Origin of the sequence: Agrobacterium tumefaciens str. B6 (assembly GCF_001541315.1) — a bacterium.
In the GTDB taxonomy this organism is placed as follows: domain Bacteria; phylum Pseudomonadota; class Alphaproteobacteria; order Rhizobiales; family Rhizobiaceae; genus Agrobacterium; species Agrobacterium radiobacter.
In genome coordinates, this window is record NZ_LMVK01000012.1 from 192,798 (window position 1) to 212,208 (window position 19,411).

19 protein-coding genes and 1 tRNA gene are annotated in these 19,411 nt (G+C 58.4%); 14 read left to right on the plus strand and 6 right to left on the minus strand.

Going from position 1 to position 19,411, the window contains the following annotated elements:
• The first annotated feature begins 2 nt into the window (after positions 1–2).
• Entirely contained in the window at positions 3–803 is an 801-nt protein-coding gene (locus tag ASB65_RS11095; protein ID WP_060723990.1) for an aldolase/citrate lyase family protein, read from the plus strand.
• Between the two features lies 1 nt (position 804).
• On the opposite strand, the gene ASB65_RS28705 is transcribed toward ASB65_RS11095, so the two are convergent.
• Entirely contained in the window at positions 805–981 is a 177-nt protein-coding gene (locus ASB65_RS28705) for a hypothetical protein (protein WP_162993007.1), read from the minus strand.
• An 89-nt stretch (positions 982–1,070) separates the two neighbouring features.
• Positions 1,071–1,412 (minus strand): hypothetical protein, encoded by a 342-nt coding sequence (locus tag ASB65_RS11105; protein ID WP_003509967.1) that lies wholly within the window; start codon positions 1,410–1,412, stop codon positions 1,071–1,073.
• Positions 1,413–1,575: 163 nt separating this feature from the next.
• Between ASB65_RS11105 and ASB65_RS11110 the strand changes: the two genes are divergently transcribed.
• A tRNA-Ser gene (locus ASB65_RS11110) sits at positions 1,576–1,666 on the plus strand.
• A 131-nt stretch (positions 1,667–1,797) separates the two neighbouring features.
• Here the strand turns inward: ASB65_RS11110 and ASB65_RS28175 are convergent.
• A complete protein-coding gene (locus ASB65_RS28175) occupies positions 1,798–1,935 on the minus strand; it encodes a hypothetical protein (protein ID WP_153463490.1) in 138 nt (45 codons plus the stop codon).
• A gap of 425 nt (positions 1,936–2,360) precedes the next feature.
• Here ASB65_RS28175 and ASB65_RS11115 point away from each other — a divergent pair, with 425 nt between their 5' ends.
• Both ASB65_RS11115 and ASB65_RS11120 read left to right on the plus strand, forming a co-directional pair.
• Positions 2,361–3,377: a porin gene (locus ASB65_RS11115; RefSeq protein ID WP_060723991.1), complete on the plus strand. Its 1,017-nt coding sequence runs from the start codon at positions 2,361–2,363 to the stop codon at positions 3,375–3,377.
• 580 nt (positions 3,378–3,957) lie between these two features.
• Positions 3,958–4,980, plus strand: a complete 1,023-nt coding sequence (locus ASB65_RS11120; RefSeq protein WP_060723992.1) for a porin — start codon at positions 3,958–3,960, stop codon at positions 4,978–4,980.
• A 169-nt stretch (positions 4,981–5,149) separates the two neighbouring features.
• Here the strand turns inward: ASB65_RS11120 and ASB65_RS11125 are convergent, their stop codons facing one another.
• Positions 5,150–7,222, minus strand: a complete 2,073-nt coding sequence (locus tag ASB65_RS11125) for a lytic transglycosylase domain-containing protein (protein WP_060723993.1) — start codon at positions 7,220–7,222, stop codon at positions 5,150–5,152.
• 362 nt (positions 7,223–7,584) lie between these two features.
• On the opposite strand from ASB65_RS11125, the gene dapA reads away from it, so the two are divergent.
• Complete coding sequence (gene dapA, locus ASB65_RS11130) at positions 7,585–8,469, plus strand: 4-hydroxy-tetrahydrodipicolinate synthase (RefSeq protein ID WP_026363477.1); 885 nt, start codon at positions 7,585–7,587, stop codon at positions 8,467–8,469.
• 161 nt (positions 8,470–8,630) lie between these two features.
• Positions 8,631–9,113 (plus strand): SsrA-binding protein SmpB, encoded by a 483-nt coding sequence (gene smpB / locus ASB65_RS11135; RefSeq protein ID WP_003509959.1) that lies wholly within the window; start codon positions 8,631–8,633, stop codon positions 9,111–9,113.
• Between the two features lie 193 nt (positions 9,114–9,306).
• On the opposite strand, the gene ASB65_RS11140 is transcribed toward smpB, so the two are convergent.
• The gene (locus ASB65_RS11140; protein ID WP_060723994.1) at positions 9,307–10,806 is read right to left on the minus strand and encodes a methyl-accepting chemotaxis protein; all 1,500 of its coding nucleotides are present in this window, start codon (positions 10,804–10,806) and stop codon (positions 9,307–9,309) included.
• A gap of 215 nt (positions 10,807–11,021) precedes the next feature.
• Positions 11,022–11,591 carry an NYN domain-containing protein gene (locus ASB65_RS11145; RefSeq protein WP_003509957.1) on the minus strand — a complete coding sequence of 190 codons (570 nt, stop codon included), beginning with the start codon at positions 11,589–11,591 and terminating at the stop codon, positions 11,022–11,024.
• A 393-nt stretch (positions 11,592–11,984) separates the two neighbouring features.
• Here ASB65_RS11145 and rpoZ point away from each other — a divergent pair, with 393 nt between their 5' ends.
• The 8 genes from rpoZ (at position 11,985) to era (ending at position 19,237) form a co-directional block, all read left to right on the plus strand.
• Complete coding sequence (rpoZ, locus tag ASB65_RS11150) at positions 11,985–12,377, plus strand: DNA-directed RNA polymerase subunit omega (protein WP_020009554.1); 393 nt, start codon at positions 11,985–11,987, stop codon at positions 12,375–12,377.
• Positions 12,378–12,509: 132 nt separating this feature from the next.
• Positions 12,510–14,744, plus strand: a complete 2,235-nt coding sequence (locus tag ASB65_RS11155; RefSeq protein WP_060723995.1) for a RelA/SpoT family protein — start codon at positions 12,510–12,512, stop codon at positions 14,742–14,744.
• 197 nt (positions 14,745–14,941) lie between these two features.
• Positions 14,942–15,088: a hypothetical protein gene (locus tag ASB65_RS11160; RefSeq protein WP_003496944.1), complete on the plus strand. Its 147-nt coding sequence runs from the start codon at positions 14,942–14,944 to the stop codon at positions 15,086–15,088.
• A gap of 474 nt (positions 15,089–15,562) precedes the next feature.
• Entirely contained in the window at positions 15,563–16,141 is a 579-nt protein-coding gene (locus ASB65_RS11165) for a DUF2062 domain-containing protein (RefSeq protein WP_020813375.1), read from the plus strand.
• Entirely contained in the window at positions 16,138–16,542 is a 405-nt protein-coding gene (gene acpS, locus ASB65_RS11170; protein WP_003509952.1) for a holo-ACP synthase, read from the plus strand. Before ASB65_RS11165 ends, acpS begins: the two co-directional genes overlap by 4 nt.
• Before the next feature lie 208 nt (positions 16,543–16,750).
• A complete protein-coding gene (gene lepB / locus ASB65_RS11175) occupies positions 16,751–17,497 on the plus strand; it encodes a signal peptidase I (protein ID WP_060723996.1) in 747 nt (248 codons plus the stop codon).
• Positions 17,494–18,213, plus strand: a complete 720-nt coding sequence (gene rnc, locus ASB65_RS11180; protein ID WP_003509950.1) for a ribonuclease III — start codon at positions 17,494–17,496, stop codon at positions 18,211–18,213. The genes lepB and rnc overlap by 4 nt, the downstream gene beginning before the upstream one ends.
• Before the next feature lie 73 nt (positions 18,214–18,286).
• Positions 18,287–19,237: a GTPase Era gene (era, locus tag ASB65_RS11185; protein ID WP_060723997.1), complete on the plus strand. Its 951-nt coding sequence runs from the start codon at positions 18,287–18,289 to the stop codon at positions 19,235–19,237.
• Positions 19,238–19,411 lie beyond the last annotated feature (174 nt).

A 19,411-nucleotide genomic window follows, 5' to 3' on the forward strand; every position in this document is an offset into this window, starting at 1 on the left:
TCATGCCTGCTCCCGAAAACCGTTTCAAAACCGCCATCCATGCCGGCAAGCCGCAGATTGGCCTCTGGCTCGATATGGGCGAGGCCATCACGGCGGAAATCGCCGGTACGGCGGGGTTCGACTGGCTGGTGATCGACGGCGAGCATGGGCCGAACGATCTGCGCAGCATCATCGACCAGCTGCGTGCCCTTGCCACGTCGTCCGCGGAACCCGTGGTGCGCGTGCCGGTCGGCGAAAGCTGGATGATCAAGCAGCTTCTGGATGCGGGTGCGCGCACGCTTCTCGTGCCGATGGTTGATTCGGCCGCCCAGGCCACGGATCTGGTCAGCGCCATGCATTATCCGCCGCGCGGTATTCGCGGCATGGGCGCGGCCGTTGCCCGCGCTTCCGCCTTCAACACGATAACCGACTATGCCGACAGCGCCTCCGATAGCGTCTGCCTGCTGGTGCAGGCCGAAACGCGCGCGGCGATCAACGATCTCGATAATATTCTCGCGGTGGAGGGCGTGGACGGCGTCTTCATCGGCCCGGCGGATCTGGCCGCGGATATGGGTTATCTCGGCCGCATAGACGAGCCGGAAGTGCAGGCGGTGATGGAGGCGGCCATCGTCAAGATCGTCAAGGCGGGCAAGGCGGCCGGCATTCTCACCTTTAATGAAACCTATAATCGCCGTTATCTCGAACTCGGCGCGTCCTTCGTCGCCGTCGGGGCGGATGTCACGGAATTCGCCAACACCCTGCGTGCGCTGTCGGCCCGTTACAAGGGCGGAGCAGCGCCTGCGCCATCGCGGTCGGGATATTAATTCAGTCGTCGTTGCTGGCGTTCAGCTTTTCCGGCGGAATACCTTCTTCGCCGGAGGCGAGATAGCCGCTATTGATAAGGGCGGCGCGAATGATGCGCTGGATGGCCTCATCCCTGTCTATGCCGTGATCCCTCGCAAAATCCGACAAAGCCGTTTCAAGATCGTCGCTGAACCGCATATCCGCCCCCATTCATTACATTTCAAACCCATACGAAAAGGCAAGGCAGGGTTGACCCGCCTTGCCTGAATTTTAATTCCATGCAGCGATCAGCGCCAGCGATAAAGGCTGCTGTTCGACGAGTTCTGCTGTGTGCTTGTGCCGACGGCATAACCGATGGCAAAACCGAGTGCGCCAACGATCGTCAGCAGGGAGGTTGCCGTACCGGGATTTTCCTTGACGGCTTCCACGACATTCTGGCCCTGGGCGCGTACATTATGCGCGGCCTTGCGGACGCGTCCGCGCGCCTCATCCAGAAATTCGGATGCATCCTCGCTCACCCCTTCCGCGCGGGCGGATACGGATTTGGAGAGGGATGCGATCTGAGAACGCAACTCCGCAATCTGGTTTTCGATCGTGTCTTCGACAACATTCAGTTTGGTCTGAGCCATTAGAACACCTCTTTTGTTACCGAAGGCAGAACGTACGGTCGGTCAAGAAGTTCCCGAATTGCCCGCAAAGTTTCGCGGGGGCGATGTTCAGCCAACAGGTTTTTGTGCTTCTTGGCGAAAAAGCCTTGCAATCATTTTTTTTACGCAATAATCAGGCCGCACCGGAGAGGTGGCCGAGTGGTCGAAGGCGCTCCCCTGCTAAGGGAGTATACGTCAAAAGCGTATCGTGGGTTCGAATCCCATCCTCTCCGCCACTTCGGCACAGACCGGAAACTTCAGCCCTACATATCCCTCAGCTCCAAATCATAGCCGACCCGCGCTTAGTGCGTCGGTGCGCGACAGCCATGTCGACCTCGCACCATGAAGCCGCAGACGTCCGCGCTCTTCAGGTTTCGACTATGGAAGAAACGAGCGAATCAAGAGACTTGGTGGTGTCGACTTCAATTATCGTGCCGGCAGTATCGTAACCAGCGCTGAGCAAGCGCGTCGAATCGTTGCGCGAGGAATCGGTGGCAAACGGCATGGTTTTCTATCCTTTCTCCATGAGCGCCGTGGCGGCATGTCAGGTTAAGGGGTATGAGGAAGCAAAAGTTTCCATCATCCTTGCCCGGCAAGGCAAGGCTTCGCCGAAAAGGCCGGTAGTTTAGAAAGACCTTGTTAACCTCGCCAACTAACGGATTTTCAAGCAATTTCTTAACGCATGGTAAAGCTGCTTGCCAGCCGGGTGCGCACTGTGTGTTGTTTCCGCAACAAACCGAAATGAAGCATATACGTAAATGCTATTTATCGGATGTTGGCGATTGCAAGCGGCGAAACCTTTTGTATTTTCACCACCAGAAGCGAGGCGGTGGATCGTTTGGCTTCTAAGAACACGGGAATGGGGCAGGGAATGCTGTCCTTCAGCGAAAGTACCCAGACCCACTTAAAAACTTTGACTGGAGGTCAACCATGAACATCAAGAGCCTTCTCATCGGCTCCGCTGCGGCTCTCGCAGCAGTATCCGGCGCTCACGCTGCCGACGCTATCGTCGCTGCTGAGCCTGAGCCCCTGGAATACGTTCGCGTTTGCGACGCTTTCGGCACCGGCTTCTTCTACATCCCCGGCACCGAAACCTGCCTGAAGTTCGGCGGTTACGTCCGTTTCCAGACCAACTTTGGCCGTGACCGTTCTGGCACGTCTGACTGGGATTCGTTCACGCGCGCCCAGTTCGAAGTTGACACCCGCACCGACACCGAGCTCGGCGCTCTGCGTGGCTTCATCGGCTTCCGCGGTAACGCTGACACCGGCGCCGCTGACGACTCGGGCGTTTTCGTTGACCAGGCTTTCATCGAACTCGGCGGCCTGAAGGTCGGTAAGTTCTACAGCTGGTGGGACGATGGCCTCTCTGGCGAAACCGACGAACTGTCCACGAACGCTCTGTTCAACTCGGTACGTTACACCTACGACACCGGTTCTTTCTGGGCTGGCGTTTCGGCTGACGAACTCGAAGGCATCGACGTTCAGGGCTTCAACGAATCCGACAACAACGTTGGTATCGCTCTCGGCGTTGGCGCCAAGCTCGGCGCTGCTTCCCTGCAGCTTATCGGCGGCTACGACATCGACCGCGAAAACGGCGCTGTTCGCCTGATCGCAACGGCTGACGTTGGTCCGGGTACGCTCGGCCTGGCCGGTGTTTGGGCTTCTGGTGCGAACGCTTACTACTCTGAATCCGAATGGGCTGTTGCTGCCGAGTACGCCATCAAGGCTACCGACAAGCTGACGATCACCCCCGGCGCTCAGTACTACGGCTCCTACGGCCTCGTTTCCTGGGATGACTTCTCTGACGACGACGCTTGGACCGCTGGCGTAACGCTCGACTACAAGATCACGCAGGGCCTCTCCACGAAGATCGCTGTTAACTACTTCGACATCGACAACGGTGATGACGGCGTACAGGGCTTCGTTCGCCTTCAGCGTACGTTCTAATCTGATCTGACTTTGTCAGTGACGGAAGCCTCGGCAGCAATGCCGGGGCTTTTTTGCGTTATGGCGATCTTAGAGTGTGGATGATCAATTGATGATATCGTTTCGACCACACTTATGCGCGTTGCCGAATAGGGTTCATCGTGATCCAGATTCGCCGAATCACCTTGTGCTCGTCACAGATAGCAACGCCAGATCAATCGGAATTGCGGGCGGCCAGATTGCAAGATGAACGATTCTGCGACGTGGCAGATCAACTTTTGGACAATTTCCTGCGTCCCGATTATGGCCAGGCTCTCTAATGGCATTTCACTTGCTTTTGGATGAATGTTGGGTTCATCAGCTAAGCATCTGAAATAAATTGGAAATTAACTATTCGGTAATGAATCTGGTGGGGTAGGTTAGAATTGTAGCTATTTCGCAACAATGAAAAACTAAGGACACCTTACTGTCTTCCTTTCGTCATGATTACGATTGCCGATCCGTCCGGTTTTGGCTCTAATCAGCTTCATAAGCGGCACGCATTTCTGAGTGCTTTCCCACCCGCTGCTTAGAAGATTAAGCGTTTGACTGGAGGTCAACCATGAACATCAAGAGCCTTCTCATCGGCTCCGCTGCGGCTCTCGCAGCAGTATCCGGCGCTCACGCTGCCGACGCTATCGTCGCTGCTGAGCCTGAGCCCCTGGAATACGTTCGCGTTTGCGACGCTTTCGGCACCGGCTTCTTCTACATCCCCGGCACCGAAACCTGCCTGAAGTTCGGCGGTTACATCCGTTTCCAGACCAATTTCGGCCGTAACCAGTCTGGCACGTCCGACTGGGATTCGTTCACCCGCGCTCAGTTCGAAGTTGACACCCGCACCGACACCGAGCTCGGCGCTCTGCGTGGCTTCATCGGCTTCCGCGGCAATGCTGACAACGGTTCTGCTTCTTCTTCGAGCGTTTTCGTTGACCAGGCCTTCATCGAACTCGGCGGCCTGAAGGTCGGTAAGTTCTACAGCTGGTGGGATGACGATCTGAACGGTGAAACCGACATTCTGTCGACCAACACCCTGTTCAACTCGATCAAGTACACCTATGACGCTGGTTCTTTCCAGGCTGCGCTCTCGGTTGACGAACTGGAAGGCCAGTACGGCCAGTTCCAGTACGGCGCTGACAACAACGTCGGTATCGGCGGCATGATCGGCGGCAAGTTCGGCGCTGTTACGGCTAACCTGATCGCCAGCTACGACTTCGACGCAGAAAACGTTGCTATCCGCGGCATGCTGTTCGCAGATATCGGTCCGGGCACCTTCGGTCTTGCTGGTGTATGGGCTTCTGGCGACAACGCTTACTACGCAAAGTCTGAATGGGCTGTTGCCGTTGAGTACGCGATCAAGGCAACCGATCGCCTGACGCTTACCCCCGGCTTCGAATACCTCGGTACGCTGGACGTCAACCCTGCTGACGGCGACTTCGTTGGCGACCGTGACGCTTGGACTGCTGGTCTGACGGTTGACTACAAGATCACCGAAGGTCTGGCCACCAAGATCACCGCTAACTACTACGACGAAGATGGTCGTGACGACGAAGTCACCGGCTTCGTTCGCCTTCAGCGCACGTTCTAATCTGATCTGACATTGTCAGTGATGGAAACCCCGGCAGAAATGCCGGGGTTTTTCGTTTGATGGCTTCCGGCGCTGAGAGGCGTTATTCAAACACGGAAACAAAAAAGCACCGGGCGAACCGATGCTTGAATGTTTTAGAACGATCAGCGATTGGCGGAAGAATGCTGCCTTATCCCGCACGCCCATGGCGCAGATCATCGACAATATCGGCCTGTTGCCCCAGCCGTGTCTTGTAGACCTGATAATTCTCCATCACCCGCTGCACGTAATTGCGCGTCTCGGGGAAGGGGATGCGTTCGATCCAGTCGACCACCTCGTCGATCGGCTTGCCGCGCGGGTCGCCATATCGCGAGATCCATTCCGGCACGCGTTTCGGTCCGGCATTATAGGCGATGAAGGTGAGGATGTAGGAGCCGCCGAAGCTGTCGATCTGCTCGCCGAGATAATGCGCGCCGAGCGTGGCGTTGTAGCCCGCATCGCTGGTCAGCATTGCCTGCGTGTAGGGCAGGCCGTGGCGGCCGGCCACGCCCTTGGCGGTTCCGGGCAGTAGTTGCAGCAGGCCGCGGGCATTGGCGGCGGAGACGGCGGCGGGATTGAAAGCGCTTTCCTGCCGGGCAATCGCATAGGCGAGCGCCTTGCCGGAGCCGGCAATATTGGCGCTGGCGGGAATGACGCCGAGCGGATAGGCGAGCGCTGCCGCATCGATGCCGCGGCTGAAGGCCGTCTTGCCGATCTGCAGCGAAACCTGGTGATTGCCGTTGCCCTCAGCCCTTGCCGCCAGAATGGCAAGCTCGCCGGGACTGTCGAGCTGTTCCGCAAGCGACCGATAAAGGCTGTCGGCACGCCAGCCGTAACCGGCCGCCTCCAGCCGGTCGATGGCGCGTACGGCTTCGCGGCCGGCGAAACGTTCGCGGTCGCTGCTGCTGGGGCTCGGATAGGTGACGTTCAATGTTTTTGCGCCGATTCGCGCGGCGGCGAGCTGGCCGTAAAACGTGCCGGGGTGAGCGGCTGCCTTGGTGAAGAAGTCGCGGGCATCGCCCGGTCCACCGGCTTCCGCCGCCCGACCTAGCCAATAATAGGCGCGCGACGCCGAAAGCGGCCGGTTCGAGGTCTGAAGCAGCGTGTTGAAGTGACGCGAAGCCGTCGCCGGGTCGCGCAGCGCCCTCAGCGCGTACCAGCCGGCATGGAACTCCGCATCGGCGGTATCGACCGCCGAGGTGGCAGAATGATTGGCGACAATGCGATAGGCCTCGGCGAAATCACCGAGATCGGCGACACCGCGGGCGATGATGCGGCGCTCATTCCACCATTCGCCGGGATTAACAAGCTTGGCCGCTTCCTTCGGCGCCTGTCGCAGAAGGGCCGCTGCTTCGGGATATTCCTGCTGGTTGCGCAGGTTTTCCACCCGCGCGAAGAGATAAGCAGGGTCGCTGCGCCAGGAGGCGTCGACCTTGCCGAGGAGCGCGCTTGCGGTTGCGGATCGCTGCAGCACGGCCGCCCAGGCGTTGTAAAGCGACTGCGCCTTGCCGAGATCACCAAAACGCTTCGCCTGGCTGATGCGGCTGCGATACATCAGATAATCCATGCGCGCCTTGTGGTCGGCGGGCGTCAGATAGGCGGGGAACTCGGCAAGCACACGGTCTTCCATGTCCTTGTCCATGCCTTCGCTGACCCAGAGCTGGCGAATGAGACTCTGCGATTCCGCACCCTTGCCGGAGGAGGCGAGCGCCTTGGCGAACACCACGGTGCCTTCGGCGGTTTCCGGGCGGCTATTGCCGAAGGCGGCAAGCACCTGGGGTGCGGGCGGATCTTCGCGGTAAAGCGCTTTTTCGGAATTGGCGCGCAGCGTCGCCGCACCCGGCCAGCCGGAGAGCTCGCGCTGGGCAGCGGCAATTTCGGCGGAAGCGACGTCCTTCTGGCCGGAAACGGCAATAGCCCAGGTGAGGATATGGCGGTCAAGGCTGCCGGTCGGCATGGTGTTGCGCAGCGCAATCGCGCGGGCCGCATCACGGCTCGAAAGCGCGTCGAGACCTGCCTTCAACTGGCTTGTGTCATCGGGGCGGTTGAGGCGCGGTATGGCGCCGGTGATCTCGGGCGAGGCCGGCATGAAGGCCGGAACAGCAGGTGCATTCGGCTTGACATAGGGAAGCGGCGCCGCACCTTCCGGCAGCGGCCCGGCCAGTGCGTTCCAAACGGTTGCGGCAAGGCCCGCCGCCATCAATCCCCAGACTGTCTTTTTCATGCCGCTCTTCATCGTGTAACGGATTTGTCGACTTTCTTGTAATATCGCTTCATTGCAGCGGGATTGCCGAAAACGGTCTGATGCCCCGCACCGGAATCTTGGGATTTCAGCCTTAATGAAATCTTAATTCCCGCCCCGCAATTCAATCAACTTTTATTCACCGGCCCGCGAGCGACGTCTCTTTTCGGCGCCGGCCTTTTGCGCTTGCCGATCACGGTCGGGAGACTGTCACACTTCCGACAATTTCGGACAAAATACGCTGCCTTTGCGCTTGTCGGCGCCAAGGGCTGGCTCTAATGTGTGCCGGTTTTAACCATCGAATGCGGCCGAAGCATGAACCGGCTCGGCGCCAGGAGCTTTGCATGTTCAAGGGATCAATTCCCGCCCTCATTACCCCGTTCACGGACAATGGCGCCGTGGACGAACAGGCATTTGCCGCCCATGTGGAATGGCAGATCGCCGAAGGCAGCAGCGGACTTGTGCCTGTCGGCACGACGGGGGAATCTCCAACCCTCTCCCACGACGAACACAAACGTGTCGTCGAGCTGTGCATCGAGGTAGCGGCGAAACGGGTTCCGGTCATTGCGGGCGCTGGCTCCAACAATACGGATGAGGCGATCGAGCTTGCGCTGCACGCGCAGGAGGCCGGCGCGGATGCGCTGCTGGTGGTGACGCCCTATTACAACAAACCGACCCAGAAGGGCCTGTTCGCCCATTTTTCCGCCGTGGCAGAAGCGGTGAAGCTGCCGATCGTCATCTACAATATCCCGCCGCGCTCGGTGGTGGATATGTCGCCGGAAACCATGGGAGCACTGGTCAAGGCGCATAAGAACATCGTGGGTGTGAAGGATGCGACGGGCAAGATCGATCGCGTTTCCGAACAGCGTATTTCCTGCGGCAAGGATTTCATCCAGCTTTCGGGTGAGGATGGTACGGCGCTCGGTTTCAACGCCCATGGCGGCGTCGGCTGCATTTCGGTCTCCGCCAATGTCGCGCCGCGTCTCTGTTCGGAATTCCAGGCGGCGATGCTCGCGGGTGATTACGCCAAGGCGCTGGAATACCAGGATCGCCTGATGCCGCTGCACAAGGCCATCTTCATGGAGCCCGGCGTCTGCGGCACCAAATATGCGCTGTCGAAGACCCGCGGCGGCAATCGCCGGGTCCGTTCGCCCTTGATGAGTACGCTGGAACCGGCAACGGAAGCGGCCATCGATGCGGCGCTGAAGCATGCCGGCCTGATGAACTGAGACACGCCTGCAAACCTAAAAGGCGCGCCATGGACCGCTTCGAAACAGAAGCCGTTCGGCGCGCCTTTTCTTTTTGCGACGACAACATTAAATAGAGGTTCGAAAACCGCTCTCGGCGGTAAGCCGAAGGCGCAATAAGAAAAACAAGGGATTGAAATATCATGGCCCCCAAAGGCAGCCAGCGCGTGGTGAACAAGATCGTTGCGGAAAACCGCAAGGCCCGTTTCAACTACGAAATCATCGATACCTATGAGGCAGGGCTCGTGCTGACCGGCACCGAGGTCAAGTCGCTGCGCGAAGGCAAGGCGAATATCGCCGAATCCTACGCGTCGGACGAGGGCGATGAAATCTGGCTCATCAATTCCCACCTGCCGGAATATCTGCAGGCCAACCGCTTCAACCATGAGCCGCGCCGCCGCCGCAAGCTGCTTTTGAGCAAGCGTGAGATCAACCGCCTGCGCGCCGGTATCAACCGCGAAGGCATGACGCTGGTACCCTTGAAGGTCTATTTCAACGAAAAAGGCCGCGCGAAGCTGGAACTGGCGCTCGCCAAGGGCAAGAAGCTGCACGACAAGCGCGAGACCGAGAAGGAACGCGACTGGAACCGGCAGAAGTCGCGCTTGCTGAAGGGTGGCAACGCCTGAGCGGCAATAAATTTTGCCGGGCAGGGGGCTTGCTGCCTTTCACCGCTTGTTCCTCCGTCATGCCGGACTTGATCCGGCATCCAGTCACGGCGCGTCTGCGCCGTGGAAAGAGTTCTTTCAGCCCAAGGACTTGGACTGGCTGGATCCCGGCTTAAGGCCGGGATGACGGGAGTGTGTTGCGCGCCGGGCCCCGTTACGCCGCCTTGTAAGTCCGCTCCACATGAGCTTTCGTTGCCGAGACGCTGAACCGGCTGACGAGCGCCGCCAGATTGGCGCTGACATCGCTCAGATTATGCGTGGCCGCATTGGTTTCTTCCACCATCGCCGCATTCTTCTGGGTCAGATTATCCATGCTGTTGATGGCGGCGCTGATTTCCTGAATGCCGACGGATTGCTCCTGCGCAGCCTTGGTCAGCGAGGCAATGTGTTCCTGAATATGATCCACCTTGTTGCCGATCGTATTCAAGGATTCGCCTGTCTTGTTGACCAGCGAGACGCCCTGCATCACGTCCGCGGAGGATTTGGAGATCAGGGTCTTGATTTCCTTGGCGGCGTTGGCTGAACGCTGCGCCAGTTCGCGCACTTCCTGAGCAACGACGGCGAAACCCTTGCCCGCTTCGCCGGCGCGTGCGGCTTCCACGCCGGCATTCAGCGCCAGAAGATTGGTCTGGAACGAAATCTCGTCGATGACGGAGATGATCTGGGTGATTTTCTGCGATGAGTCTTCGATCGCCCCCATCGCCTTCACCGCTTCCGTCACCACATCGCGCGAGCGCGCGGCTTCAACGGCCGAGCTTTCGACGATGGCCTTGGCCTCTTCGGAACGCTGCGCCGACAATTTGGAAATGGTGGTGATTTCCTCGACGGCGGCGGCGGTTTCCTCAAGGGCCGCGGCCTGCTGCTCCGTCCGGCGGGCCATGTCGTCGGTCGCTGACGTCAGTTCGCGCGTATTGCCGGAAATCTTGTTCGCTTCCTCGACGATCTGCGCAAATGCGCCGGAGAGATTGCCGACGGCGGCGTTGAAATTGGCGATCAGTCCCTGGAATTGCGGTGCGGTCTTTTCACCGATGCTGGAGGTGAGGTCGCCATTGGCCAGCCTGTCGAGGGCGCTGTTGAGCAGTGCGAGAACATGCTCCTGCTCCTTCTTCATCTGCGCCTGTTCGGCCTCCACCTTGTGCCGCTCGGCGGCAAGCACGTCGAGATAGACGGAGATCGAATAATCCATGTCGAGAAGCGCGGCCTTGATGGTGGCGGACAGGGCGTCCTTCACCTTCCGGGCCTTCTTTTCCATGAAGAGGCCCTTCAACTCGGACTCGATCAGGGCCTTTACGATGCCATCGAGCATCAGCGCATAACCACCGATGTACCATCGAGGCTCCAGCCCGAGCCTTGCATGGGTGCGGCCGATAGCCGTCACGGCATCGGTATAATCCGCGTTGAATGTGCCGGAGGCGATCCTTGCCCAGTGTTTGAGCTGCATGGCCTTGGCGTGCTGTACATGCGCGTCGTTCGCGAAGAACTTCGCGGTCTCCGGCACCGAGCGGACCTTCGCATAAAAACGATCGAGAGAGGCGTCGAGAGAGCCGGTGATGACGCCCTTCATGTCTGAAAGATTTTGCCGCTCACCGTGGCCGAGCCCCAGAAAATTCAGTCTTTCATCGAGTTGTCGGTCGGTTTTTTCTTGGCCATGCATGTCTAGTCATCCTGATCTGGCGCCCAATTCACGTCTCTGGCGCCGTTGCGTGATTTAGACACGTCTAAAATTAACCAAGATATAATTTCGACTGGCTGAATTTGATGTTTGTTAATTCTAAAAGGAATTTTGTCCTGCTGGAGACGCTTGAAACAAAAACGCGCCCGTCTTTTGGACGGACGCGTTTTTGCAATATCAGCGGTACAAAAACCGAATCAGACGGTCTCTGGACCTTCGGCGTGACGAACGGGGCGCTCGTTCGGGTCGCGCCCGATTTCGGCCTTCAGCGTCATCAGATCGATGAAGTGATCGGCCTGGCGGCGCAGATCGTCGGCGATCATGGCGGGCTGGGTGGCCATGGTGGAAACCACGGAAACCTTGCGGCCCTTGCGCTGCAGCGCATCCACCAGCGTGGTGAAATCGCCGTCGCCGGAAAACAGCACCAGGTGATCGACGGTCTCGGACTGCTCCATGGCGTCGACTGCCAGTTCGATGTCCATATTGCCCTTGATCTTGCGGCGGCCGAGTGCGTCGGTGAATTCCTTGGCGGGCTTGGTGACGACCTTGTAGCCGTTATAATCCAGCCAGTCGATCAGCGGGCGGATCGAGGAATATTCCTGATCTTCGATAAGAGCGGTGTAATAATAGGCGCGCAGCAGATAGCCACGCTTCTGAAACGCCTTCAGAAGCTTGCGATAGTCAATATCGAACCCCAGGCTTTTCGATGCTGCATAAAGATTGGCTCCGTCTATGAAGAGCGCAATTTTCTCCCGTGGATCGAACATTCCATCCCATTCCTTTTTTTTGGAAAGGCCATTATCTGGCTTTTATTTCCGGTCGCTAACGCAAAAAATCATGTCGTATCAACGAATTTTGCGCATCGCCGTTGCGTTTTAAGTAAGCTACCTTCCCCCGTATTCCAAGACAATTCTTCTAGACATTTTGTTCATCAGACGCCAAACATGGCGGATAAGTTGCCAAAAGACGCCAAATACAGGAAAAACTTGAATTCCGCGGCCAATGGCTGTATCGGAAGCTGGAAAGCTTCGTCACGAGAAATCTTGAGTGTTTTTCGCAAGGCGCGAGGCGCAGATTCAATAGGTTAGGGCACAGCCGGTGCATCGCTAATATCGCACCGCGCTCTGATCCACGACATTACGACCCACAAAGGACAGGCAATGGCCCGCGTCACAGTAGAAGATTGCATTGATAAAGTAGACAACCGTTTCGAGCTGGTGCTTCTCGCTAGCCACCGTGCGCGCCAGATTTCGCAGGGCTCTTCCATCACGGTTGACCGCGATAACGACAAGAACCCTGTCGTTGCGCTGCGCGAAATCGCTGATGAGACGCTGTCTCCCGACGATCTCAAGGAAGACCTCATCCATTCGCTGCAGAAGCATGTGGAAGTGGACGAGCCCGAGCCCGATCCGGTCACGCTCGCCGCCTCCGCTATTGCTGATGGCGAAGACGACGACCAGCCGGAAACCGTCACTTTCGACCAGATGTCGGAAGAAGAACTGCTGGCCGGTATCGAAGGCCTTGTGCCGCCGGAAAAAAATGACGATTATTGATCTGACTTTATGACGCCTTTGACAGGCGGTGGTTACCGTCTGTCAATAGTTGCCGTCATAATCTGATCCCTATTGATGCAGCATTGTGCGCCGACCCCAAGGTTGGCGCGCTTTCTTTTTGTGGAATATCGCATGATGCGGCAATACGAACTCGTCGAGCGAGTTCAAAAATACAAACCGGATGCGAATGAGGCCCTGCTGAACAAGGCCTATGTTTACGCCATGCAGAAACACGGCCAGCAGAAGCGGGCCAATGGCGACCCCTATATCTCGCATCCGCTGGAAGTTGCCGCGATCCTCACAGAAATGCATCTCGACGAATCGACCATCGCGGTGGCGCTGCTGCACGATACGATCGAGGACACCACCGCCACCCGCGCGGAAATCGACGAGCTATTCGGCGAAGATATCGGCCGGCTGGTGGAAGGCCTCACCAAGCTCAAGAAGCTCGACCTCGTTACCCGCAAGGCGAAACAGGCCGAAAACCTTCGCAAGCTGCTGCTCGCCATTTCCGACGACGTGCGCGTTCTCTTGGTCAAGCTCGCCGACCGCCTGCACAATATGCGCACCATGGAATACATGCCGGCCGACAAGCGCAGCCGCATTTCCGAAGAGACCATGGAAATCTATGCGCCGCTCGCCGGCCGCATGGGCATGCAGGACATGCGCGACGAGCTGGAGGACCTGTCCTTCCGTTATCTCACCCCGGAAGCCTATGAGACGGTGACGAACCGCCTGCAGGAACTGGAAACGCGCAATGAGGGCCTGATCAAGAAGATCGAGGACGAGTTGCGTGAGCTTCTCGTGGCGAACGGCCTGATCGGGGCCAACGTAAAAGGGCGGCAGAAAAAGCCCCATTCGGTTTTCCGCAAGATGCAGGCGAAGTCGCTTTCCTTCGAGCAGCTTTCGGATGTTTACGGTTTCCGTATTCTGGTGGACGATATTCCCGCCTGCTACCGGGCGCTGGGCATCGTGCACACCCGTTGGCGCGTGGTGCCGGGTCGCTTCAAGGATTACATCTCCACGCCGAAGCAGAACGACTATCGCTCCATCCACACCACCATCGTCGGACCCTCGCGCCAGCGCATCGAGCTGCAGATCCGCACCAAGCGCATGCACGAGATCGCCGAATTCGGCATTGCCGCCCATGCGCTCTATAAGGATGGCGAAAACGGGGAGGGCGATCTGCTCTCTCGGGAAAGCAACGCCTATTCCTGGCTGCGCCACACCATCGAATCGCTCGCCGAAGGCGACAGCCCGGAAGAATTCCTCGAACATACCAAGCTGGAACTGTTCCAGGACCAGGTGTTCTGCTTCACGCCCAAGGGCAAGCTGATTGCGCTGCCGCGCGGCGCGACCCCCATCGATTTCGCCTATGCGGTGCACACCAATATCGGTGACACGACGGTTGGCGCCAAGATCAACGGGCGGATCATGCCGCTCGTGACCCGGCTTAACAATGGCGACGAGGTGGAGATCATCCGCTCGGGCGTGCAGGTGCCGCCTGCCGCATGGGAAGAGGTGGTGGTGACGGGCAAGGCCCGCTCGGCCATCCGTCGCGCCACGCGCATGGCCATCCGCAAGCAATATTCCGGCCTCGGCTATCGCATTCTGGAGCGCACCTTCGAGCGCGCCGGCAAGGCCTTCTCGCGTGAAGCACTGAAGCCCGTTCTTCATCGTCTGGCGCAGAAGGATGTGGAAGACGCGATCGCCGCCGTCGGGCGCGGTGAGGTCTCCTCGCTCGATGTGCTGCGTGCGGTCTATCCGGATTATCAGGACGAGCGCGTCACGGTGAAGATGACCGGTGACGATGGTTGGTTCAACATGCGCAGCGCTTCCGGCATGGTCTTCAAGATCCCCGGCAAGTCGCGCTCCGCTCTGGAGGACGATGGCGCGGCCGAAATGCTGGATGGGCCGGACCCGCTGCCCATCCGCGGCCTTTCCGGCAATGTCGACGTGCATTTCGGTGCCGCCGGCGCGGTTCCGGGTGACCGCATCGTCGGCATCATGGAAAAAGGCAAGGGCATTACCATATATCCCATTCAGGCGCCGGCGCTGCAGCGTTTCGACGATGAGCCGGAGCGCTGGATCGATGTCCGCTGGGACCTCGATGAAGCGAACAAGTCGCGCTTCATGGCGCGGGTGATGATCAATGCGCTGAACGAGCCGGGCACGCTCGCCTCCGTGGCGCAGTCCATCGCCACGCTCGATGTCAATATTCGGGGCTTGAACATGGTCCGCATCGGCACGGATTTCTCCGAGCTGGCGCTGGATGTCGAAGTCTGGGATCTCAGGCAGCTGAACCAGCTTCTGTCGCAGCTCAAGGATCTCGACTGCGTCTCGACGGTGACGCGTGCCTTCGATTGAGGCATTTTTGATCCTTTGAAGATACTGAAAGGCCGTTGTTATGCGCTAAACGCATGGCAGCGGCCTTTTCCTGTCTCTGGTCGTGGAAGTGGTTTGCGACTATTTTCTCCTCAGAAATTGAAGAGAAGGAAACGCGGCGTGCCGGTGGATAAACACCGATGAGAAACGCCAGTTCCAAACCGAAAGGACCGAAAATCATGTTTACTCCGCTTCGCAAGATCGCCCGTGCCGTCCGTGGCAAGACCACCCAGGAACGCGAATTCGAATATCTCAGCGGTTCGGTATCGAACGTCGATCTCGAATTCCGCCAGCGCGAAATCGACCGCGGCCTGTTCCGCCGGTAATGCACTCAACGCATGGCAGCCCATCGCCATGCGTATGGGGCTAGCAGATGCAGCCCTATCGGCCTGTGCATTCCTGCGTCTCGTAGACCAAGGTGAATACGCGCTTCTAGCGGGTGTCCCACACACAGCTGTCCGGTTTGACTGATATGACATGCTGCGTTTGCAATGAAGTTGACGGCGAGAGGGAGCGTATTTCCTCAACGTCTCCTTGGTCCCGGGAACAAGTTCGAGGATGCCCCAAGGATCTAATCACGTCGAATTGAATCAATCGCTTGCTGATCCTCGGGACAAGCCCGAGGATGACGTCAGAGTGTCCGGCAAGGCTTGTTATTGATCTGTCGACGCTGCACGAGCACGCGTAGGCTGGTTTCCGGCTCAAGGGCCAGAATGACGGACGTGGGGATAAGTCAGCAAAAGTCCTTTGTTGTCTACCATGCTCTTGGCTCGGCCGGGGCGATGAAATAGACTGCCCCCATGCCGTTTCGCCGCCGTGAACCCGTTGGTTTTTCAGAGAAGATTCGCGACCTGTTCTGGCCGCGAACGGGTTTTTCCCGTTCGCTGCGCTATATGAAGCTGCGGCTGCTCAGGCTTTCCGCCTCTCCGCATTCTGTTGCCGCCGGTGTCGCCATCGGTGTGGGCGTGGCATGGACGCCGTTTCTCGGCGTTCACATCATCATCGCCATGGCGCTCGGTTTCCTCTTGCGCGTCAATCTCGTGGCGGCGGCGCTCGGCACCACCTTCGCCAATCCGCTGACATTTCCGTTCATTTGGGCATCCACCTGGGAGCTGGGACACTTCATTCTCGGCCGGCAGAAGACGGAAAGTGCCGCGCATGTGGATTTCGTGGCGCTGTTCAGCCATCTTGAATTCCGGCAGATATGGACGCCGGTGCTGGAACCCATGACCATCGGCGCGCTTCTTCCTGCCGTCATCAGCGCAATCATCGCCTATATCGCCGTTTATGGCCTCATCAGCGGTTTCCAGCGCCGCAAGATGGAAAATCTCGCGCATCGCGCCGCCAACAAGAATGCTTCTCTGGAGATGCTGAAATGATCATTGGATTGGGTAGCGACCTGATCGACATCCGCCGCGTTGAAAAGTCGATCGAACGTTTCGGCGAGCGCTTTACCCATCGCTGTTTCACCGATATCGAGCGCGCCAAATCCGATGGCCGCAAGAACCGCGCCGCTTCCTATGCCAAACGTTTCGCCGCCAAGGAAGCCTGTTCCAAGGCGCTGGGAACCGGCCTTGCGAACGGCGTCTTCTGGAAGGATATGGGTGTCGTCAATCTGCCGGGCGGCAAGCCGACCATGGTGCTGACCAATGGGGCAGGGGAGAGGCTGGCGGCCATGCTGCCTGCCGGCCACCGCGCCAATATTCACCTGACGATCACGGACGATTTTCCTTATGCTCAGGCATTTGTGATCATAGAAGCGCTTCCCGTGATCGATTGAGGCCCCGGCCTTGCCGCATTGGCGTTCTATTTGCGGGCGTGTGACAGAAGCGCTTCCCTTCGGGCTGGAAAGGTTCTAGAGAAGTCGCAGAAATATGAAAGCGTTGCTGGCAGTGTGAAACCGCTCCACCGCCGCAGGCTCTACAAACAACGGCCCGGAAGCCTTCGCGAAGCCGAAGAAGCCGGGAAACAATCAGGCAGGTCTTTAAGTGTCGGAAAAAGCTGAAAAGAAGCAGAACGCCCTCTGGGAGAACGTCAAGGTCATCATTCAGGCGCTGCTGCTGGCCATGGTCATCCGCACCGTGCTTTTTCAGCCCTTCACGATCCCATCGGGCTCGATGATGCCGACGCTTCTGGTTGGCGACTATCTTTTCGTCAATAAGTTCTCCTACGGCTATTCGAAATATTCGCTGCCTTTTTCGCCGAACCTGTTTTCGGGCCGCATTCTCGAATTCAGCAAGCCGAAGCGCGGCGACGTCGTGGTCTTCCGCCTGCCGCCCAATCCTGAAGTCGATTATATCAAGCGTCTCGTCGGCCTGCCGGGTGATCGCATCCAGGTGACGAACGGCGTGCTGTTCATCAACGGTCAGCCGATTCCGAAGCAGCCCGACGGCACCTTCACGTCAGATTATCGCGCCGATCCGGGCGCCAATGTGCCTGTTTTCCGCGAAACGCTTGATAATGGCGTCACCTACGACACGCTGGACCAGTCGCCCGATTCGCGCGGCGACAACACCCGTGAATTCGTGGTGCCTGAAGGCCATTATTTCATGATGGGCGACAACAGAGACAATTCGCTCGACAGCCGCTTCGATGTCGGTTTCGTGCCTGAAGAAAACCTGATCGGCCGCGCCAGCGTCATCTTCTTCTCGCTGGGCAACGACACGCCGTTCAGCCGCATTTGGGAATGGCCGGCCAACATGCGTTGGGACCGCCTGTTCAAGGTTGTGGGATGAGTAAGACCAAGCCGCTTTCCGCGGACGAAATTTCCCGTCTGGAAGCGTTGATCGGATATGAATTCAAGGAAAAGGCCCGGCTCGACCGGGCCTTGACCCATGCCAGCGCCCGCTCCGCCGCGGCAGGCAATTACGAGCGGCTGGAATTTCTAGGGGACCGCGTTCTCGGCCTCTGCGTGGCGGAATTGTTGTTCTCCATTTTCCGTAACGCCACCGAAGGTGAACTCTCCGTCCGTCTCAACCAGCTCGTAAGCGCCGAATCCTGCGCCGCGATCGGCGACGAGATGGGGCTGCACAATTTCATCCGTACCGGATCCGACGTGAAAAAGCTGACCGGCAAGGCGATGTTGAATGTGCGTGCCGATGTGGTCGAAAGCCTGATCGCCACCATCTATCTGGATGGCGGGCTGGAAGCATCGCGCAAGTTCATTCTGAAATATTGGCAGGGCCGCGCAACGAGCGTGGATGCCGGACGGCGAGACGCCAAGACCGAATTGCAGGAATGGGCGCATGCCAGATTTGCGACCACGCCCTCTTACAGGATTGACGATCGCTCCGGACCGGATCACGATCCTCGCTTTACAGTGACTGTCGAAATTCCCGGCGTAAAGCCGGAAACCGGTGTCGAGCGCTCCAAGCGCGCGGCCGAGCAGGTGGCGGCAACCAGATTGCTGGAACGCGAAGGCGTCTGGCAGAAGGGCTCCACCCAGAACTGAGCGCCCGCCATAGGGTGCTAAATCGAGCGCATGGCGGACCGATAAGGCCGCATGTTGAATACCTCTGACCTTGATGGATATCATGACCGATCACGAAAACCCCGCCATTGAAGGCGGAGACAACAACCTTCCGACCCGTTCCGGTTTCGTGGCCCTTATCGGCCCGACCAATGCCGGCAAGTCGACGCTGGTCAACAGGCTGGTGGGCGCCAAGGTCTCGATCGTCAGCCACAAGGTTCAGACGACGCGCGCCGTGATGCGCGGCATCGCCATTCACAAGAATGCGCAGATCGTTTTCATGGACACGCCCGGCATCTTCAAGCCGCGCCGTCGGCTCGACCGCGCCATGGTCACCTCCGCCTGGGGCGGCGCGAAGGATGCCGATCTCATCCTGCTGCTGATCGACAGCGAACGTGGTCTTAAAGGCGACGCCGAGGCCATTCTCGAAGGCCTGAAGGATGTTCCGCAGAAGAAGATCCTCTGCCTCAACAAGATCGACCAGGTGAAGCGCGAAGACCTGCTTAAGCTTGCCGCCGCCGCCAATGAGACGGTGGCCTTCGACCGCACCTTCATGATTTCGGCCACCAACGGTTCGGGTTGCGAAGACCTGATGGATTATCTGGTGGAGGCTCTGCCGGAAGGTCCGTGGTATTATCCGGAAGACCAGATTTCCGATCTGCCGATGCGCCAGCTCGCTGCCGAAATCACCCGCGAGAAGCTGTTCCTGCGCCTGCATCAGGAGCTTCCCTATGCCTCGCATGTCGAGACGGAAAAGTGGGAAGAACGCAAGGACGGCTCGGTACGCATCGAGCAGGTGATCTATGTCGAGCGCGACAGCCAGAAGAAGATTGCGCTCGGCAAGAACGGCGACGCGATCAAGGCCATTTCCACCGCCTCGCGCAAGGAACTGTCGGAAATCCTCGAACAGCCGGTGCATCTCTTCCTGTTCGTCAAGGTGCGCGAGAACTGGGGTGATGACCCCGAGCGTTTCCGCGAAATGGGACTGGAATTCCCCCGAAACTGAAGCACATCCGCTTCACCCCCTCATTCCTGTGGCAAGCACAGGAATGAGGGCGCTGGGGGATGGAACGACGTACAAATAGCGAACTGAATATCTTCACCCACCATCGGGAACCGAATACGTTCGGGCGGGTTGTTCCAAAACAATTGGGCGCAACCTTTTTTCGATGACGGATAT

Coding starts and splice junctions, on each gene's coding strand:
- ASB65_RS11095 (WP_060723990.1), top strand. CDS start 3: ATGCCTGCTCCCGAAAACCGTTTCAAAACCGCCATCCATGCCGGCAAG.
- ASB65_RS28705 (WP_162993007.1), bottom strand. CDS start 981: ATGCGGTTCAGCGACGATCTTGAAACGGCTTTGTCGGATTTTGCGAGG.
- ASB65_RS11105 (WP_003509967.1), bottom strand. CDS start 1,412: ATGGCTCAGACCAAACTGAATGTTGTCGAAGACACGATCGAAAACCAG.
- ASB65_RS28175 (WP_153463490.1), bottom strand. CDS start 1,935: ATGCCGTTTGCCACCGATTCCTCGCGCAACGATTCGACGCGCTTGCTC.
- ASB65_RS11115 (WP_060723991.1), top strand. CDS start 2,361: ATGAACATCAAGAGCCTTCTCATCGGCTCCGCTGCGGCTCTCGCAGCA.
- ASB65_RS11120 (WP_060723992.1), top strand. CDS start 3,958: ATGAACATCAAGAGCCTTCTCATCGGCTCCGCTGCGGCTCTCGCAGCA.
- ASB65_RS11125 (WP_060723993.1), bottom strand. CDS start 7,222: ATGAAAAAGACAGTCTGGGGATTGATGGCGGCGGGCCTTGCCGCAACC.
- dapA (WP_026363477.1), top strand. CDS start 7,585: ATGTTCAAGGGATCAATTCCCGCCCTCATTACCCCGTTCACGGACAAT.
- smpB (WP_003509959.1), top strand. CDS start 8,631: ATGGCCCCCAAAGGCAGCCAGCGCGTGGTGAACAAGATCGTTGCGGAA.
- ASB65_RS11140 (WP_060723994.1), bottom strand. CDS start 10,806: ATGCATGGCCAAGAAAAAACCGACCGACAACTCGATGAAAGACTGAAT.
- ASB65_RS11145 (WP_003509957.1), bottom strand. CDS start 11,591: ATGTTCGATCCACGGGAGAAAATTGCGCTCTTCATAGACGGAGCCAAT.
- rpoZ (WP_020009554.1), top strand. CDS start 11,985: ATGGCCCGCGTCACAGTAGAAGATTGCATTGATAAAGTAGACAACCGT.
- ASB65_RS11155 (WP_060723995.1), top strand. CDS start 12,510: ATGATGCGGCAATACGAACTCGTCGAGCGAGTTCAAAAATACAAACCG.
- ASB65_RS11160 (WP_003496944.1), top strand. CDS start 14,942: ATGTTTACTCCGCTTCGCAAGATCGCCCGTGCCGTCCGTGGCAAGACC.
- ASB65_RS11165 (WP_020813375.1), top strand. CDS start 15,563: ATGCCGTTTCGCCGCCGTGAACCCGTTGGTTTTTCAGAGAAGATTCGC.
- acpS (WP_003509952.1), top strand. CDS start 16,138: ATGATCATTGGATTGGGTAGCGACCTGATCGACATCCGCCGCGTTGAA.
- rnc (WP_003509950.1), top strand. CDS start 17,494: ATGAGTAAGACCAAGCCGCTTTCCGCGGACGAAATTTCCCGTCTGGAA.
- era (WP_060723997.1), top strand. CDS start 18,287: ATGGATATCATGACCGATCACGAAAACCCCGCCATTGAAGGCGGAGAC.